The organism is Amycolatopsis mongoliensis (genome assembly GCF_030285665.1).
Taxonomy (GTDB): Bacteria; Actinomycetota; Actinomycetes; order Mycobacteriales; family Pseudonocardiaceae; genus Amycolatopsis; species Amycolatopsis mongoliensis.
The window spans coordinates 4,479,985-4,497,046 of record NZ_CP127295.1; the positions used below are offsets into that span (position 1 = coordinate 4,479,985).

Consider the following 17,062-nt stretch of genomic DNA (forward strand, 5'->3'; position numbering starts at 1 on the left):
TCGACGATTGATATATCAGAAGTCGACCACGGAAGGTTCGTGATGACCTCGACGATCGACCCAGTGCTCAACCGCTCCCTGGCCGACTACGACCCGGCGGTCGCCGCGGCGATCGACGCCGAGCTGCACCGGCAGCAGTCGATGCTGGAGATGATCGCTTCCGAGAACTTCGCCCCGCTGAGCGTGTTGCAGGCGCAGGGCTCGGTGCTCACGAACAAGTACGCCGAGGGCTACCCCGGCCGTCGCTACTACGGCGGCTGCGAGCACGTCGACGTCCTCGAGCGGCTCGCCATCGACCGCGTCAAGGCGCTGTTCGGCGCGGGGTTCGCCAACGTCCAGCCGCACTCGGGTGCCCAGGCCAACGCCGCCGCGATGGCCGCGCTCGTCAAGCCCGATGACAAGATCCTCGGCCTGTCGCTCGCCCACGGCGGCCACCTGACGCACGGCATGCGGATCAACTTCTCCGGCCTGCTCTACGACGTCGCCGCGTATGAAGTGTCCGAAAAGGACTTCCGGGTCGACATGGCCGAGGTCGAACGCCTGGCGAAGGAACACCGGCCGAAGCTGATCATCGCCGGCTGGTCGGCCTACCCGCGTCAGCTCGACTTCGCCCGCTTCCGCGCGATCGCCGACGAGGTCGGCGCGTACCTGCTGGTCGACATGGCCCACTTCGCCGGCCTGGTCGCCACCGGCCTGCACCCGTCGCCGGTGCCGCACGCGCACGTCACGACGACCACCACGCACAAGACCCTCGGCGGCCCGCGCGGCGGCGTGATCCTGACGAACGACCCTGCCCTGGCCAAGAAGGTCAACTCCGCGGTGTTCCCCGGCCAGCAGGGCGGCCCGCTGGAACACGTCATCGCCGCCAAGGCCGTCGCGTTCAAGATGGCGTCCGAACCGGAGTTCGCCGAACGCCAGCAGCGGACCCTGCGCGGCGCGAAGCTCCTGGCTGAGCGGCTGGTGCGCGAGGACGACATCTCCGTGTTGACCGGCGGCACCGACGTCCACCTGGTGCTCGTCGACCTGCGCGACTCCGAGCTGGACGGCAAGCAGGCCGAGGACCGGCTGCACGACGTCGGCATCACGGTGAACCGCAACGCCGTCCCGTTCGACCCCCGCCCGCCGATGGTCACCTCCGGCCTGCGGATCGGCACGCCGGCCCTGGCCACCCGCGGGTTCGGCGACGCCGAGTTCCGCGAAGCCGCCGACGTCATCGCCGAAGCGTTGAGGCCCGGCTTCGACGCCGTGAAGCTGCGCACCCGCGTCACCGCCCTCGCCGAGGCTTTCCCGCTTTACCCGAAGGAGGAGGTCCGATGACCGACCTGCCGGACCACCCCGACTTCCTCTGGGCCGACCCGGAGCCGAAGAAGGCCTACGACGTGATCGTCGTGGGCGGCGGCGGGCACGGCCTCGCCACCGCCTACTACCTGGCCAAGGTGCACGGCATCACCAACGTCGCCGTGCTGGAGAAGGGCTGGCTCGCGGGCGGCAACATGGCCCGCAACACCACGATCATCCGCTCCAACTACCTCTGGGACGAGAGCTCCGGTATCTACGAGCACTCCCTCAAGCTGTGGGAAGGCCTCGAAGAGGACCTCGGCTACCCGATCCTGTTCAGCCAGCGCGGGGTGCTGAACCTGGCGCACAGCCTGCAGGACGTCCGCGACAGCGTCCGCCGCGTCGAGGCCAACAAGCTCAACGGCATCGACGCCGAATGGGTGGACGCCGACGGCGTCAAGGAGATCTGCCCGATCGTCAACACCTCGCCGGACGTCCGCTACCCGGTGCTCGGCGCGACCTTCCAGCCGCGCGCCGGCATCGCGAAGCACGACTACGTGGCCTGGGGCTTCGCCCGCGCCGCGCACGAGCGGGGCGTCGACCTCATCCAGAACTGCGAGGTCACCGGCATCTCCACCACGGACGGGCGGGTCACCGGCGTCGAGACGTCGAGGGGCCGGATCGCCGCGGGCAAGGTCGCGCTGTGCGCTGCCGGGCACTCTTCGGTGCTGGCCCGCATGGTGGGGCTCGACCTGCCGCTGATGTCGCATCCGTTGCAGGCGCTGGTGTCCGAGCTGCTGGAGCCGATCCACCCGACGGTCGTCATGTCGAACGCCGTGCACGTCTACGTTTCCCAGGCGCACAAGGGCGAGCTGGTCATGGGCGCGGGCATCGACAGCTACAACGGCTACGGCCAGCGCGGCTCGTTCCACATCATCGAGCAGCAGATGGCCGCCGCGCTGGAGCTGTTCCCGGTGTTCGCACGGGCGCACCTGCTGCGGACGTGGGCGGGCATCGTCGACGTCAGCCCGGACGCGTCGCCGATCATCGGCCTGACCCCGGTCGAGAACCTGTTCCTCAACTGCGGCTGGGGCACCGGCGGCTTCAAGGCCACGCCCGGAGTCGGTGACGTCTTCGCGGCCACCATCGCGCGGGGCAAGCCGCACGAGTACGCCGAGCCGTTCAGCTTGGACCGGTTCACCACCGGTGCCCTCGTCGACGAGCACGGCGCCGCCGCCGTGGCCCACTAGGAGAATCCGTGCAACTCATTCCCTGCCCGTGGTGCGGGCCGCGCGAAGAGGCCGAGTTCCACTACGGCGGCCAAGCCCACGTCGCCTACCCGTCGGATCCGTCGGCGTTGTCGGACGAGGAGTGGGCGAAGTTCGTCTTCTTCCGCGCCAACCCGAGCGGGCCGTTCGCCGAGCGCTGGAGCCACTCCGCGGGGTGCCGCCGGTGGTTCAACGCCGTCCGCGACACCCGCACCCACGACCTCCTGGCGGTCTACCGCCTCGACGAGCCGAAGCCGGTGATCCCGTGACCCGACTGCCCGACCGCGGCCGCGTCGACCGCGGCGCCCCGCTCAAGTTCACCTTCGACGGCCGCGAGCTGACCGGCTTCCGCGGCGACACCCTCGCGTCGGCGTTGCTCGCCAACGGCATCCACCAGGTCACGACCAGCATCAAGTACGGACGGCCGCGCGGCATCGTCGCGGCCGGCGTCGAAGACTCGAACGCGCTGGTGCAGATCGAGGCGCCGTTCCCGGAGCCGATGCTGAGCGCGACCACCGTCGAGCTGTACGACGGTCTCGAAGCGCGCGGCCTCCCCGGGCGAGGTCGCCTGGCCACCGGGCCGGACCCGGCCCGGTACGACGCCAAGCACGTCCACTGCGACGTCCTGGTCGTCGGCGCCGGACCCGCCGGCCTCGCCGCGGCGGCCGAAGCCGAAGGCCGGGTGCTGCTGGTCGACGACCAGCCCGACGGCGAAGCTCCCGAGGGAGTCCGGTTCCTCTCGCGCACGACGGCGTTCGGGATCTACGACGACGGATTCGTGCTGGCCCTGGAACGCCGGGGCGAGCCCGCGGCCCCCGAAAAGATCTCGCGGCAACGGGTCTGGCGGATCCGGGCGAAGCGGATCGTCCTCGCGACCGGCGCGCACGAGCGGCCGATCGTGTTCCCGGACAACGACCGTCCCGGCATCATGCTCGCCGGCGCCGCCCGCACCTACCTGAACCGCTACGGAGTCCTGGCCGGGCAGCGGGTCGTCGTGTTCACCACCAACGACAGCGCGTACGACGCCGCCTCCGAACTGGCCGAGGCCGGGGCCGAGATCGTGCGGATCGTCGACGCCCGGGAGGGCCACGGCGTCATCGGCACCGACGGCGACACGCACGTCACCGCCGCCCACGTGGCAAAACTGGGCGAGACGCAGGGGGAGCGGGTGCCGTGCGACCTGCTGCTCGTGTCCGGCGGCTGGAACCCGGCGGTGCACCTGTTCAGCCAGGCCCGCGGCAAGCTCCGGTACGCGCCGGAACTGGGCGCGTACGTCCCGGATGGCGACCTGCCGACGGTGAGCGTCGTCGGGGCCGCCGCGGGCGGAGGCCTGCCGGAAGCGAAGATCCTTTGGCAGGTGCCCACACCGGGGTCCGAAGTGGACACCCGGTTCGTCGACCAGCAGCGCGACGCGACCGTGTCCGACGTCCTGCGCGCCACCGGCGCCGGACTGCGCTCGCTGGAGCACATCAAGCGCTACACGACCATCGGTACCGCCCACGACCAGGGCAAGACGTCCGGCCTGCTCGCCGCGGGCATCACTGCGGAGGCGCTCGGTGTCGACCTGTCGACGCAGCGCCCGACGACGTTCCGGCCGCCGTACACGCCGGTTTCGTTCGCCGCGCTGGCCGGACGGAACCGCGGCGACCTGCACGATCCCGTGCGCGTCACCACGATCCACCCGTGGCACATCGAGCACGGCGCCGAGTTCGAGAACGTCGGCCAGTGGAAGCGGCCGTGGTACTACCCGCGACCCGGCGAGTCGATGCACGACGCCGTCCGGCGGGAGTGCCGCGCGGCCCGGAACGACGTCGCCGTGATGGACGGATCCACGCTCGGCAAGATCGACGTCCAGGGCCCGGACGCCGGCTGGTTCCTCGACATGCTCTACACGAACATGATGAGCACCCTGAAAGTCGGCCGGATCCGCTATGGCGTCATGTGCGGCGTCGACGGCATGGTGATCGACGACGGCACGGTCATCCGCGTCGCCGAAGACCGGTTCCTGGTCACCACCACGACCGGCAACGCGGCGATGGTCCTCGAGTGGATGGAGGAGTGGCTGCAGACGGAGTGGCCGCACCTGAGCGTCTTCGCGACGTCGGTCACCGAGCACTGGGCCACGATCCCGCTGGTCGGGCCGCGTTCGCGCGAAGTGCTCAGCCACTTGGCGCCGGACCTCGACGTGTCCAACGAAGCCTTCGGGTTCATGACCTGGCAGGACGCCGAGGTCGCTGGCCTCCAGGCGCGGGTCTGCCGGATCAGCTTCTCCGGCGAACTGGCCTACGAGATCAACGTCCCCTCGTGGCACGGGATCGCGCTGTGGGAGTCCATAGTGGACGCCGGTGCCACGCCGTACGGCACCGAAACCATGCACGTCCTGCGCGCCGAGAAGGGCTACCCGATCATCGGCCAGGACACCGACGGCACGGTGACCCCGCAGGACCTCGGGATGTCCTGGGTGGTGTCGAAGAAGAAGGCCGACTTCCTCGGCAAACGCTCCTTCGCCCGCGCCGAGAACACCCGGCCCGACCGCAAGCACCTGGTCGGACTGCTGCCGGTCGACCCCTCGGTGCTGCTGCCCGAAGGCGGGCAGATCATCGAGTCCGACGTCGTGCCCGAACCGCCGGTGCGGATGCTCGGCCACGTCACCTCCAGCTACGACAGCGCCGCGCTCGGCCGGACGTTCGCGCTGGCCCTGGTGCGCTCCGGACGCGAGCGCATCGGGGAAACGCTGTACGTCCCCGTCGGCGACCAGGTGGTGCCGGTGACCGTGACCGAGTCCGTGCTCTTCGACAAGGAAGGAGCCCGCCGTGACGGTTGACGCGGTCGAAGAACCGTTCCGCAGCCAGCTCACCGTGCGCCTCCGCGACGGGCACGCCCTGCTCGGCGTCGACCTGCCGGGGCCGTGCACGTTCACCAGCGGCCACGGTGTGGACATCCTGTGGATGGGTCCGGACGAGTACCTCGTGCTCGCCGAACCCGGCCGCCAGGTCGAGCTGGAAACCAGGCTGCGTGACGAGGGCGCGTTGGCGGTGGTCGATGTCTCGGCGCAGCGCAACGCCGTGCGGCTCACCGGGGAGCACGCGCGGGACGTCCTGGCCCACGGGTGCTCGATCGACCTCGACCCGTCGGTGTCGCCGCCCGGCACGTGCGTGCAGACGCTGTTCGCGCGCACCGGGATCGTGCTCATGGTCCGGGAAGAGGGCTTCACGATCCTCGTCCGCCAGTCGTTCTCGAACTACTTCACGGCCTGGCTGGCCGACGCGAGTCCGGAGTACGCCCGATGACCTTCACCCTGACCCTGAAGTGCCCCGAACGCTCGGGCATCGTGCACGCCGTCACGACGTTCCTCGTCGGGCAGGGCTGCGACATCGTCGAGCACCAGCAGTTCGACGACGACGTCCGCGGCTCGCTGTTCCTCCGCACGTCGTTCACCGCCCCCGAACCGACCACAGCGGACGATCTGCGCCGCGACTTCGCGCCGGTGGCGGGCGACTTCGGGATGGAGTTCGGGTTCGCCGACGGCACCCCGGACCGCCTGCTGGTGATGGTCTCGAAGTTCGGGCACTGCCTCAACGACCTGCTCTTCCGCTGGCGCGCGGGCGGCCTCGGCGCGGACATCGCCGTGGTCGTGTCGAACCACGAGGACCTGCGGCCGATGGCGGAGGCGGCCGGCGTGCCGTTCGAGTACGTCCCGGTCACGCCGGAGACCAAGCCGGAGGCCGAGCAGCGGCTGCTCGACCTGGTCGGGGAGTACCAGGCCGATCTCGTCGTGCTCGCGCGGTACATGCAGGTGCTGTCCAACGAGCTGTGCCAGAAGCTCGAAGGCCGCGCGATCAACATCCACCACTCGTTCCTGCCCGGGTTCAAGGGCGCCAAGCCCTACCACCAGGCCTACGACCGCGGCGTCAAGTACGTGGGCGCGACCGCGCACTACGTCACGCCCGACCTCGACGAGGGCCCGATCATCGAGCAGGAGGTCCAGCGCGTCGACCACACCTACTCGCCGCGTGAGCTGGTGACCGTCGGCCGCGACGCCGAAGCCCTCGCCCTGTCCCGCGCGGTCCGCTGGCACTGCGAACGCCGCGTCCTGCTCAACGGCAACAGCACTGTCGTCTTCCGATAGGAGTTCCGCCATGACCGCACCGAAAGTCGTGATCATCGGCGCCGGCATCGTCGGCGCGAACCTGGCCGACGAGCTGACCGCCCGCGGCTGGGCCGACGTCACCGTGCTCGACCAGGGCCCGCTGCCGCGCACCGGCGGGTCGACGTCGCACGCGCCCGGTCTGGTGTTCCAGACGAACGCGTCCAAGAGCATGACGGAGTTCGCGAAGTACACGGTCTCGAAGTTCCTGGAGCTGGACTGTTTCCTGCAGGTCGGCGGCATGGAGGTCGCGACGACCCCGGCGCGCTGGGAAGACCTGAAGCGCAAGCACGGCTGGGCGACGTCGTGGGGTGTGCCCGGCTCGCTCATCGACGCCGACGAATGCGTCCGCCGCTGGCCGCTGCTCGACGGTTCGCAGGTCTTCGGGGCGCTGCACACGCCGACCGACGGACTGGCGCGGGCCGCGAAGGCCGTGGCGGTGCTCGCCGACCGGGCCACCGCGCGAGGCGCTCGCTTCGTCGGGGCCACCAAGGTCACCGACGTCCTGCAGGAAGGCGGGCGCGTCACCGGCGTCCGGACCGACCAGGGCGACTTCCCGGCCGACATCGTCGTGTCCTGTGCCGGGTTCTGGGGCCGCGAGATCGGGGCGATGGTGGGCATGGACGTCCCGCTGCTGCCGCTCGCGCACCAGTACGTCAAAACCGGGCGGGTCGACGAGCTGGTCGGGCGCAACACCGAAGCGGTCGAAGCGAGCCTGCCGATCCTGCGGCACCAGGACCAGGACCTCTACTTCCGCGAGCACGTCGACCGGATCGGCATCGGCTCCTACGCGCACCGGCCGATGCCGGTCGACGAGTCCACTTTGGACCCGTCGGTGACCGAGACCGCCATGCCGTCGATGCTGCCCTTCACCGAGGACGACTTCGCGCCGTCGTGGGAAGAGAGCAAGCTGCTGCTGCCCGCGCTGCGGCAGACCAAGGTCGAGGAGGGCTTCAACGGCATCTTCTCGTTCACCCCCGACGGCCAGTCGCTGGTAGGCGAGTCGGCCGACGTCCGCGGGTTCTGGCTGGCGGAGGCGATCTGGGTGACGCACTCCGCGGGCATCGCCAAGGCCGTCGCGGAGCTGCTCGTCGACGGGCATGCGCAAGTCGACGTGCACGACATCGACGTCCACCGCTTCGAAGAGGTCCAGCTCGCGCCGTCCTACGTGCACGAGACGGCGCAGCAGAACTTCGTCGAGGTCTACGACATCCTGCACCCGTTGCAGCCCAAGCTTTCCCCGCGGGACCTGCGCGTGACGCCGTTCCACGTCCGGCAGCGCGAGCTGGGCGCGGTGTTCCTGGAGGCGGGCGGCTGGGAGCGGCCGCACTGGTTCGAGGCCAACGCGCCGCTGCTGAAGAAGCTGCCGCACGACGCGCTGCCGCCGGCGCGGGACGCGTGGTCGGCGCAGTTCCACTCGCCGATCGCGGCGGCCGAAGCGTGGCACACGCGCAACGGGGTCGCTCTCTACGACATGACGCCGTTGAAGCGCGTGGAGATCAGCGGCCCGGGCGCGCTGGAGTTCCTGCAGTCGCTGACCACGAACCAGCTGGCCAAGTCCGTCGGCTCGGTGACCTACACGCTGATGCTCGATTCCGCCGGTGGTGTCCGGAGTGACGTCACGGTCGCCCGGCTCGGCCAGGAAGAGTTCCAGGTCGGCATCAACGGGAACATCGACGTCGACCACTTCGTGAAGCACGCGCCGGCCGGCGTGCGGGTCCGGGACATCACCGGCGGGACGTGCTGCATCGGCGCCTGGGGCCCGCTCGCGCGGGACCTCGTGCAGCCGCTGAGCCGGGACGACTTCTCGCACCCGGGCTTGAAGTACTTCCGGGCCCGCAAGGCGCGGATCGCCGGGGTGCCGGTGGTCGCGATGCGGCTGTCCTACGTGGGCGAACTCGGCTGGGAGATCTACACGAGCGCGGACAACGGCCTGCGGCTGTGGGACGCGCTGTGGACGGCCGGGCAGCCCCTCGGCGTCATCGCGGCCGGGCGCGCGGCGTTCACCAGCCTGCGGCTGGAGAAGGGCTACCGGCTGTGGGGCACCGACATGACGACCGAGCACGACCCGTACGAAGCCGGCGTGGGGTTCGCGGTGCGTCCGGCCAAGGGCGACTTCCTCGGGCGGGCGGCGATCGAGGGACGCAGTGAGGACACCGCGTCCCGGCGGCTGCGGTGCCTCACGATCGACGACGGCCGCACGGTCGTGCTGGGCAAGGAACCGGTGTTCGTCGACGGGGCCGCCGCGGGCTACGTCACGAGCGCGGCGTACGGCTACACGATCGGCCGGCCGATCGCCTACGCCTGGCTCCCGGCGTCGGCGGACGTCGGCAGCAGCGTCGAAATCGAGTACTTCGGCCGCCGGGTCGCGGCCACCGTGGCCGCCGAGCCGCTGGTCGACCCCGGCATGGAACGAATCCGGCGCTGAGTTGCCCATCCGGCCGAAAGCAGGCGGAGACGTTCCGTGACCGATCAGCTCGAGGCGCCGGTTTCCGCCGTGGCTGCCGTCGGATCGGCAACGAAAGGCACAGCATGCGTGACCAGATCCTGAGCGACTTCCTCAAGACCCTCGCGTCCGACGCCTCTCCGGGCGGCGGCGCGACGGCGGCACTGCACGTCGCCCAGGCCGCGGCGCTGGTCGGCAAGGCGTCGCCCGACGGGCGCGAAGCCGGGGCGCTGAGCATGCACGCGTTGCGGCTGGCGGAGAAGGAGGCACACGCGGCGGCCATCCTCGGCCGGGCGCGCCGGCTGCCGCCCGGTGAAGCGCGGGACTCCGCGGTGGCCGAAGCCCGCCGCCGCGCGTGCGAACCGGCGGCGGAGGTGATCAGGGCCGCGGCGGCGGTGCTGGACCTGGCGGACCGGGTGCCACCGGACCCGCTGGTGGCCACGGACCTGACGGCGGTGGCGGAGACGGCCAGGGCCGCCGCGACGACGGCCGGGGTGAGCATCGAGATCCACTCCGGCGCCGTCGCCGGGCCCGAAGTGGCCGCGGTGTGCGAGCACGCGGACCGCTTGACGGCCGCGGCCAGGGAGGTGGTGGTCCCGGCGTAACGTCGATCACGGCGGCATGCCGGCCGGTCGTCTCGGGTACATCCACAGCATCTCCATGGAACCGCGCCAGGTAATTCTCAGGAACGCGGGGTTTCCTGGAACGGCCGGAGGCTTGTCGAGGGCTGGAGCTGTGCATGAGCGAGTACGACCGAGGACCGCGGGGCGGCGGCGAGTACCCGTACGGCTACGGCCAGGGCGAGTACCCGCAGGGTCAGGGCTACTACGACCAGCAGCCCTACGACCAGCAGCAGTACTACGGGCAGCAGCCGTACAACCACCAGTACGGCCAGGCCCGCGACCAGTGGGGCCGCCCGTACCCGCCCCAGTACACCCAGCCCCAGGGCTTCCACGGCCCCGACGGGTACGGCTACCCGCCGCCCGTTCCGGCACCGCCGCGCCGGCGTCCGCTGCGGGCCCTGACCGTCGTCGCGGTCGCCCTCGCCGTGGTCGCCGGGCTCGGCATCGGCCACCTCATCTCCGCCTCGAACAGCCCCTCCGCGAGCGGCAACCAGAACTTCGGGTTCTCCGGGCAGCCCAGCGCGTCCAACACCACGCTCGACGCCGACGCCGTGGCCGCGAAGGTCAACCCGGCCATCGTCAACGTCAACACCGAGCTCGGCCTGCAGGGCGCGGCCGCCGCCGGCACCGGCATCGTGCTCACCGCGGACGGCGAGGTGCTCACGAACAACCACGTCGTCGCCGGCGCGACCAGCATCAAGGTCACCAGCATCGGCACCGGGGACACGTACCAGGCCCACGTCGTGGGGTACGACCGCAGCGAGGACATCGCGGTCATCCAGCTCGAGGACGCGTCCGGCCTGCCCACCGCGAGCATCGGCGACTCCTCGACGGTCAAGGTCGGCGACCAGATCCTCGGCCTCGGCAACGCCGGCGGCCGCGGCGGCGACCCCGTGCCGGCGCCCGGCACGGTGACCGCGCTGGACCAGTCGATCACCGCCTCCGACGAGTCCAGCGGGTCGTCCGAGCAGCTCACCGGGCTCATCCAGGTCCGCGCGAACATCGAGTCCGGCGACTCCGGTGGCCCGCTCGTCAACGCGAACGCGCAGGTCGTCGGCGTCGACACCGCCGCGTCCACCGGGTACCAGCTCAACGGCCGCCGCAGCGGCGCCGGTGGCCAGGGCTTCGCCATCCCGATCAACCAGGCCATCGACATCGCGCACCGGATCGTCGCGGGCACCGCGTCGGACAAGATCCACATCGGCAAGACGGCGTTCATCGGCGTCTCGGTGTCGGACGCGCCGGGCCAGGGCGCCCGGGTCCGCGAGGTCGTCTCCCGCGGCCCGGCGCAGCAGGCGGGCCTCGCGGCCGGGGACGTGATCACCGCCATCGACGGCAAGGCGATCGACTCGGCGACGACCCTGACGAGCGTGATGGACACCCACCACCCGGGCGACAAGCTGACGCTGACCGTGTCGGACGCTTCCGGCGGGCAGCAGCAGGTTCAGGTGACGGCGGCCGAGGGGCCCGTGGGCTGACGCGTCAGCGCAGCGTCTCGTTGAGCACCTCGCGGTGCGTCCGCTTCGCCGCGAGGTACCGCTCCCGGCCGGCGTCGGTGAGGGTGACGAAGATGCCGCGCCGGTCCACCTCGCACAGCGCGCGCTCGACCAGGCCTTCCCTCTCGAGGCGGGCGACCAGCCGCGAAGTGGCGCTCTGGCTGAGGTGGATGGCTCCGGTGAGGTCGGCCGAGCGGCACTTGAAGTCGCAGGTCGCGAGCCGTTCCAGGGCCTCGAACTCGTTCGCGCCGATCCCGTGGCGCTCCTGCAGGCGGCACTCGAGCGTGGTGAACACGGCCGAGTAGCGGGCCAGCAACTCGTGCCACTCCTGGACCAGACCCTGTTCAGCGACGTCGCTCACGGCGACCAAATTAGCATGCGCGGACATCAGATGCAAACACATTAAATGCATCGACATTAGATGCGTGTGCATGTAGTGTCGCCGGCATGAGCTCTTCCGTGTCCTTGTCCACCACCTCGACCCGGTGGGACGCACGTCTCTGGGGTGTCCTGCTCACCGTTTCGATCGTCATCGGCCTCGACGCGCTCGACGTGTCGATGGTCGGGGTCGCGCTCCCCGCCATCCAGGCCGACCTCGGCCTGTCCACCAACGCGCTGCAATGGGTCGTCAGCGGCTACGTCCTGGGCTACGGCGGGCTGCTGCTGCTCGGCGGGCGCACCGCCGACCTGCTCGGCCGCCGCCGTGTGTTCCTCGTGGCCGTCGCCGTGTTCGCGCTGGCCTCGCTGCTCGGCGGGCTCGTCGACGACGGCGCGCTGCTCATCGCGAGCCGCTTCATCAAGGGGCTGGCCGCCGCGTTCACCGCGCCGGCCGCGCTGTCCATCATCACCACGACGTTCCAGGAGGGCCCGGCCCGCAACAAGGCGATCAGCATCTTCGCCGTGTTCGGCGCCAGCGGGTACTCCGCCGGGCTCGTGTTCTCCGGCCTGCTGACCGAGGTCGGCTGGCGCTGGACGTTCCTGCTGCCCGCGCCGATCGCGCTGGTCGCCCTGGTGGCGGCGGGGAAGCTGATTCCGGCCTACGCCCGGGAAGAGGGCCGCGGCTACGACTTCCCGGGCGCCATCACCGGCGCCGCCGGTTCGCTGCTGCTGGTGTTCGGCGTCGTCGAGGCGCCCGAGATCGGCTGGGCCGCGCCGCGCACGCTGATCACCTTCGCCGTCGCGCTCGCGTTGCTGGTGACGTTCGTGGTCATCGAGAAGCGCAGCAGCCACCCGTTGCTGCGCCTGGGGATCCTTCGCTCGGGACCGCTGGCGAGGGCGAACCTCGGCGGTGCGCTGTTCTTCGGCGCGTACATCGGGTTCCAGTTCGTCGTGATGCTGTACTTGCAGCGGGTGCTCGGCTGGTCGGCGCTGCAGACCGCGCTCGGCTTCCTGCCAGCGGCGCTGATCGTGGCGTTCGGCTCCCCGCGCATCGAGCCGCTGATCGACCGGGTCGGCACGCCGCGCACGATCTTCGCGGGCGTCGTCGCGCACGTCATCGGCTACGCGTTGTTCCTGCGGATCGACGAGCACTCGGGCTACGCGGGCAGCGTCCTGCCGAGCATGATCCTGCTCGGCATCGGCTTCACGCTGGCGTTCTCCTCGCTCAACATCCAGGCCACGGCCGGGATTCCGGACAGCGAGCAGGGGCTGGCGGGCGGCCTGCTGAACACGTCGCTGCAGGTGGGCGGCGCGATCGGGCTCGCGGTGGTGACGGCGGTCCTGACCGCGAACGGCGGCCGCGAGGCCTCCCCGGCGGCGCTGCTCACCGGCCTGACGCCGGCGCTGAGCGTGGTCACCGGCATCGCGGTCCTGGGCCTGCTGATCGCGATCAGCGGCCTGGTGGCCCGCAAGCAGCCGGTCGAAGAACCGGTCGCGGAGCCGGCGGACCTGCTGGCCCTCGCCGACTGACCCAGCGCCCCAAGGTGGCCTTCGGTGCGTTCAACGCACCGAAGGCCGCCTTGGGTGCGTTGAACGCAACCAAGGCCACCTTGGGGCGCTCAGGCCGGGACCTTCGTGACCGGCCGGGAGCCGCTGAAGCGGAGGGCGGCCAAGGCCGTCAGCGCGATTCCGGCGGCCGCCAGCAGGACCGCCGTGCGGAGACCGTCCACTGTGGCCGCTCGCAACGCCTCGCCGGTGAGCCCCGCGGTGCCCGCGTTGGCCACCGCGACGAACACCGCCAGGCCCACCGTCCCGCCGACCTGCTGGGCCGTCGACGCCACCCCGGACGCGATTCCCTGCGCGGACTGCGGAATCCCGGCCGCCGCCGCGCCGAACATCAGCGTGTACCCCGCTCCCTGGCCCAGCCCCAGCACCACCAGCGCCGGGACCAGCGCCACGTAGGACGCCGACGAAGTCATCGACAGCCCCAGCAGCACCGCGCCCGCGCCGCCGATGCCCAGGGAAACCACCAGCGTCGGACGCGTGCCGTAGCGGGTGGCCAAGCGGCCGGCCGCCTGCGAACCCGCCGCGATCGCGACCATCGGCACGCCGAACGCCAGCCCGGTCGCCAGCGCGCCGTAGCCCTGCACGCCCTGGAAGTACCCGGTCAGGAAGTACAGCAGCGTCCCGAACGTGCCCATGTAGAGGAACGCCACGACCACGCCGGTGCCGAGGTTGCGCTCCCGCAGCAGCCGCGGGGGCAGTAGCGGGTCGCGGCCCCGGCGCTCGATCACGGCGAACGCGGCCAGCAACGCGGCACCCGCCCCGGCCGCACCCAGGACCACCCCCGAAGTCCAGCCCAGCTCCGGGCCCTCGACCAGGGCGAACACCGCCGACGTCGTCCCGAGGGTCGCCGTCAGCGCGCCGGCGAGGTCGAACCGGCGGCCGGGTGCCCGCGCCGGGGCGACGGGCAGGAGCGCGAAGGCGAGCACCACGGCCGCCGCGGCCAGCGGGACGTTCACGAAGAACACCGCCGCCCAGCCGAACGCCTGCGTCAGCACGCCGCCGAGCAGGGAGCCGAGGATCATCCCGCTGCCGCCCGCGGTGCCCCAGACCGCGAACGCGCGGTTGCGGTCACGGCCGGCCGCGAACACCGTGCCGACCAGGGTCAGCGTCGCGGGGAAGAGCAGCGCCCCGCCCAGGCCCTGCCCGGCCCGGGCGCCGACGAGCAGGCCGGGGCCGGCGGCCAGCCCGCCCGCCAGCGACGACCCGGCGTAGAGCACGCACCCGACGGCGAACACCCGGCGCGGGCCGAACAGGTCGCACGCCCGGCCGCCCAGCAGGAGGAACCCGCCGAACGCCACGGCGTACGCGCTCACCACCCACTGCAGGCTCTGGGCGGAGAAGCCGAGTTCGCGGCCGATGTCCGGCAGTGCCACGTACACGATGTTGTAGTCGAGGGAGATGATCAGCTGCGCGAACGCCAGCAGCGCCAGCACCGCGCCCGGACGGCGGATCACCGGGCCACCCGCTCGTCCGTGCCGGGCACCTTCGCCGTGGTGACGGCGATGCGGTTCCACGTGTTGATCGTGAAGATCAGCGCGAGGAGCTGCGCCAGCTCTTCCTCGCCGAACTGGCCGGCGGCCCGGGCGTAGACGTCGTCGGGGACGCCCCCGGCGATCAGCGTGACCGCTTCGGTCAGGGCCAGCGCCGCCTGCTCCTTCTCACTGAAGAAGTGACCGGCTTCGTGCCACACCGCGACCATGTGCAGCCGCTCCTCGCTCTCGCCGGCCTTGCGGGCGTCCGAGGTGTGCATGTGCAGGCAGTAGGCGCAGCGGTTGAGCTGCGACGCGCGGATCTGGACCAGCTCGACGAGCGCGGGGTCGAGCCCGGCGCGGGCGGCGGCGTCGAAGCCGATCAGGGCCTTGAAGGCCTTGGGGGCGGACTGGGCGAAGGTGATGCGGGAGTTCGTCATGACCAGAAACCTAGGGCGCGGTTGACCGCCGGGTAGGGGGCACTTCCGTGCCGGAATCGTGGGTCAATCTGGGGGAGCGGCTCGGTGCCGACCTGCACCTGGAGCTGGCGGGCACCGGCGGCAAGCGGGCCGCGCTCATCACCGCGCTGCGTGCGGCCGTCCGCACCGGACGGCTCGCTCCGGGCACCCGGCTCCCGCCGTACCGGTCGCTGGCCGCCGACCTCGGGCTGGCGCGCAACACCGTCGCGGACGCCTACGCCGAGCTGGTCGCCGAAGGCTGGCTGACCGCGGTTCAGGGCTCCGGCACCCGCGTCGCGTCGCGGGCCGAGCCGCTTCCGGCGGCCCGGACACCGAAGAAAGCGCCGGGTGTCCCGGCGCCGCGGCACAACCTGCGGCAGGGCCAGCCGGACGCGACGTCGTTCCCGCGTGCCGAGTGGCTCGCCGCCGCGCGCCGCGCGCTGAACGTCGCCCCGCACGACGCCTTCGGCCCCGGCGACCCGCGCGGCCGGCGCGAACTCCGGGAGGCCTTGGCCGGCTACCTCGCGCGGGCCCGCGGCGTGCGGACGTCCCCGGAGCGGATCGTCGTGTGCTCGGGGTTCGCGCACGCGCTGCGGGTGCTGTTCCCGGCGGTGCTGCCCGGCCCGCTCGCCGTCGAGGCGTACGGGCTCGCGTTCCACCGCGCGATCTTCGCCGCGGCCGGCGTCGGCACGATTCCCCTTGCCCTGGACGAAAACGGCGCACGCGTCGACGACCTCGGCGTGCCCACCGTGCTGCTGACGCCCGCGCACCAGTTCCCGACCGGCGGCCCGCTGCACCACGACCGTCGCGCCGCGGTGCTCGACCACGTCCGCACCAGCGGCGGCCTGCTCGTCGAAGACGACTACGACGGCGAGTTCCGCTACGACCGCAAGCCGGTCGGCGCGGTCCAGGGTCTCGACCCCGAGCACGTCGTCTACGTCGGTTCGGTGAGCAAAAGCCTTTCCCCCGCGCTGCGGCTCGGGTGGCTGGTGCTGCCGGACCACCTCGTCGACGCCGTGCTGGCCGCGAAGGGCGAGCGGGAAGCGTGGGCGGGGGTGGTCGACCAGCTCACCTTGGCGGAGTTCGTGAGTTCGGGCGCCTACGACAGGCACATCCGGCGCATGCGCCAGCGGTACCGGCGCCGCCGCGATCTCCTCGTCCGGGCACTCGCCGAGCGGGCACCGCACGTCGTGCCGACCGGCATCGCCGCCGGCCTGCACGCGGTGCTGCGGTTGCCGCCCGGCACCGAGCGGTCCGCGGTGAAAGGCGCGGCGTGGCAAGGACTCGCGCTGGACGGCCTGGCCGCGTTCCGCCACCCGGCCAGTACGATGTCCACAATGGACGGACTGGTGGTCGGCTACGCGACGCCGCCCGAACACGCCTACCCGGCGGCGCTGGACGCGCTGTGCCGCGCGCTGCCGCCCGCGTCATAGCAGCGAACGGGTGAGCCAGACGACCTCGCCGTTGTGTTCCGTGGAGACGTGATCCCGTGCGAACCCGAGCTTCTCGAGGACGCGGAGCGACGCTGTGTTCCCCGCCCCGACGGTCGACCAGAGCCGTTTCCGGCCGGTCGCTTTCGCGGCCTCGAGCACCGCGCCGGCCGCCTCGGTGGCGTAGCCGCGCCCGTGCGCGCGCCGGAACAGCTCGTACGCGATCTCGGGCTCTTCGGCGGTGCACCGGCCGATGATCAACCCGCAATAGCCGATGAAGTCGCCTTCGTCCCGGCGCAGGACGGGCAGCAGCGCGATCCCGGTTTTCGCCGTCGCGGCGAGCTGCTTCGCGATGAGTTCCCGGGTGTGCTCGACCGGGGGCGTCCCGTTCCCGCGCTCGGCGTGCAGGGCGCTGAGCGCACCGGCGTCCGATGCGGCCCACGGTCGCAGGATCAGCCGCGCGGTCTCGAGGGGGACCGGCATCGGCCCGTACCCGGGCACGA

The 17,062-nt window shown here is 71.7% G+C and carries 15 protein-coding genes; 11 read left to right on the forward strand and 4 right to left on the reverse strand.

What is annotated here, in order from left to right; translation table 11 throughout:
- Positions 1 to 42: 42 nt before the first annotated feature.
- From glyA to QRX60_RS21925, 9 genes are all read left to right on the forward strand, one after another.
- Positions 43 to 1,317 (forward strand): serine hydroxymethyltransferase, encoded by a 1,275-nt coding sequence (gene glyA / locus QRX60_RS21885; RefSeq protein ID WP_286002626.1) that lies wholly within the window; start codon positions 43 to 45, stop codon positions 1,315 to 1,317.
- On the forward strand, positions 1,314 to 2,528 hold the full coding sequence (locus QRX60_RS21890; protein ID WP_286002627.1) for a sarcosine oxidase subunit beta family protein: 1,215 nt from the start codon (positions 1,314 to 1,316) through the stop codon (positions 2,526 to 2,528). The genes glyA and QRX60_RS21890 overlap by 4 nt, the downstream gene beginning before the upstream one ends.
- A gap of 8 nt (positions 2,529 to 2,536) precedes the next feature.
- Positions 2,537 to 2,815, forward strand: a complete 279-nt coding sequence (locus tag QRX60_RS21895) for a sarcosine oxidase subunit delta (RefSeq protein WP_286002628.1) — start codon at positions 2,537 to 2,539, stop codon at positions 2,813 to 2,815.
- A complete protein-coding gene (locus QRX60_RS21900; RefSeq protein WP_286002629.1) occupies positions 2,812 to 5,370 on the forward strand; it encodes a 2Fe-2S iron-sulfur cluster-binding protein in 2,559 nt (852 codons plus the stop codon). Before QRX60_RS21895 ends, QRX60_RS21900 begins: the two co-directional genes overlap by 4 nt.
- A complete protein-coding gene (locus tag QRX60_RS21905; protein WP_286002630.1) occupies positions 5,360 to 5,836 on the forward strand; it encodes a sarcosine oxidase subunit gamma in 477 nt (158 codons plus the stop codon). Before QRX60_RS21900 ends, QRX60_RS21905 begins: the two co-directional genes overlap by 11 nt.
- The gene (gene purU / locus QRX60_RS21910) at positions 5,833 to 6,675 is read left to right on the forward strand and encodes a formyltetrahydrofolate deformylase (protein ID WP_286002631.1); all 843 of its coding nucleotides are present in this window, start codon (positions 5,833 to 5,835) and stop codon (positions 6,673 to 6,675) included. Before QRX60_RS21905 ends, purU begins: the two co-directional genes overlap by 4 nt.
- 10 nt (positions 6,676 to 6,685) lie before the next feature.
- Complete coding sequence (locus QRX60_RS21915; RefSeq protein WP_286002632.1) at positions 6,686 to 9,121, forward strand: GcvT family protein; 2,436 nt, start codon at positions 6,686 to 6,688, stop codon at positions 9,119 to 9,121.
- Positions 9,122 to 9,225: 104 nt separating this feature from the next.
- Positions 9,226 to 9,744: a cyclodeaminase/cyclohydrolase family protein gene (locus QRX60_RS21920; RefSeq protein WP_286002633.1), complete on the forward strand. Its 519-nt coding sequence runs from the start codon at positions 9,226 to 9,228 to the stop codon at positions 9,742 to 9,744.
- Between the two features lie 134 nt (positions 9,745 to 9,878).
- Positions 9,879 to 11,240, forward strand: coding sequence for a S1C family serine protease (locus QRX60_RS21925; RefSeq protein WP_286002634.1), 1,362 nt, complete (start codon positions 9,879 to 9,881; stop codon positions 11,238 to 11,240).
- Positions 11,241 to 11,244: 4 nt separating this feature from the next.
- Here QRX60_RS21925 and QRX60_RS21930 read toward each other — a convergent pair whose 3' ends face one another.
- Positions 11,245 to 11,619 carry a MarR family winged helix-turn-helix transcriptional regulator gene (locus QRX60_RS21930; protein WP_286002635.1) on the reverse strand — a complete coding sequence of 125 codons (375 nt, stop codon included), beginning with the start codon at positions 11,617 to 11,619 and terminating at the stop codon, positions 11,245 to 11,247.
- A gap of 86 nt (positions 11,620 to 11,705) precedes the next feature.
- Here QRX60_RS21930 and QRX60_RS21935 point away from each other — a divergent pair, with 86 nt between their 5' ends.
- The gene (locus QRX60_RS21935) at positions 11,706 to 13,166 is read left to right on the forward strand and encodes an MFS transporter (RefSeq protein WP_286002636.1); all 1,461 of its coding nucleotides are present in this window, start codon (positions 11,706 to 11,708) and stop codon (positions 13,164 to 13,166) included.
- Positions 13,167 to 13,255: 89 nt separating this feature from the next.
- Here the strand turns inward: QRX60_RS21935 and QRX60_RS21940 are convergent, their stop codons facing one another.
- Together QRX60_RS21940 and QRX60_RS21945 are read right to left on the reverse strand one after the other, a co-directional pair.
- A complete protein-coding gene (locus QRX60_RS21940; RefSeq protein ID WP_286002637.1) occupies positions 13,256 to 14,656 on the reverse strand; it encodes an MFS transporter in 1,401 nt (466 codons plus the stop codon).
- Positions 14,653 to 15,111: a carboxymuconolactone decarboxylase family protein gene (locus tag QRX60_RS21945; protein ID WP_286002638.1), complete on the reverse strand. Its 459-nt coding sequence runs from the start codon at positions 15,109 to 15,111 to the stop codon at positions 14,653 to 14,655. Before QRX60_RS21945 ends, QRX60_RS21940 begins: the two co-directional genes overlap by 4 nt.
- A gap of 47 nt (positions 15,112 to 15,158) precedes the next feature.
- Between QRX60_RS21945 and pdxR the strand changes: the two genes are divergently transcribed.
- Positions 15,159 to 16,562 carry a MocR-like pyridoxine biosynthesis transcription factor PdxR gene (pdxR, locus tag QRX60_RS21950; protein WP_286002639.1) on the forward strand — a complete coding sequence of 468 codons (1,404 nt, stop codon included), beginning with the start codon at positions 15,159 to 15,161 and terminating at the stop codon, positions 16,560 to 16,562.
- On the opposite strand, the gene QRX60_RS21955 is transcribed toward pdxR, so the two are convergent.
- Positions 16,557 to 17,042, reverse strand: a complete 486-nt coding sequence (locus tag QRX60_RS21955) for a GNAT family N-acetyltransferase (protein ID WP_286002640.1) — start codon at positions 17,040 to 17,042, stop codon at positions 16,557 to 16,559. The genes pdxR and QRX60_RS21955 overlap by 6 nt on opposite strands.
- Between the last annotated feature and the right edge of the window lie 20 nt (positions 17,043 to 17,062).

Bases quoted from the DNA above. Each gene is read 5' to 3' on its own strand.
- glyA (WP_286002626.1), top strand. From the start codon at position 43: ATGACCTCGACGATCGACCCAGTGCTCAACCGCTCCCTGGCCGACTAC.
- QRX60_RS21890 (WP_286002627.1), top strand. From the start codon at position 1,314: ATGACCGACCTGCCGGACCACCCCGACTTCCTCTGGGCCGACCCGGAG.
- purU (WP_286002631.1), top strand. From the start codon at position 5,833: ATGACCTTCACCCTGACCCTGAAGTGCCCCGAACGCTCGGGCATCGTG.
- QRX60_RS21915 (WP_286002632.1), top strand. From the start codon at position 6,686: ATGACCGCACCGAAAGTCGTGATCATCGGCGCCGGCATCGTCGGCGCG.
- QRX60_RS21920 (WP_286002633.1), top strand. From the start codon at position 9,226: ATGCGTGACCAGATCCTGAGCGACTTCCTCAAGACCCTCGCGTCCGAC.
- QRX60_RS21925 (WP_286002634.1), top strand. From the start codon at position 9,879: ATGAGCGAGTACGACCGAGGACCGCGGGGCGGCGGCGAGTACCCGTAC.
- QRX60_RS21935 (WP_286002636.1), top strand. From the start codon at position 11,706: ATGAGCTCTTCCGTGTCCTTGTCCACCACCTCGACCCGGTGGGACGCA.
- QRX60_RS21945 (WP_286002638.1), bottom strand. From the start codon at position 15,111: ATGACGAACTCCCGCATCACCTTCGCCCAGTCCGCCCCCAAGGCCTTC.
- QRX60_RS21955 (WP_286002640.1), bottom strand. From the start codon at position 17,042: ATGCCGGTCCCCCTCGAGACCGCGCGGCTGATCCTGCGACCGTGGGCC.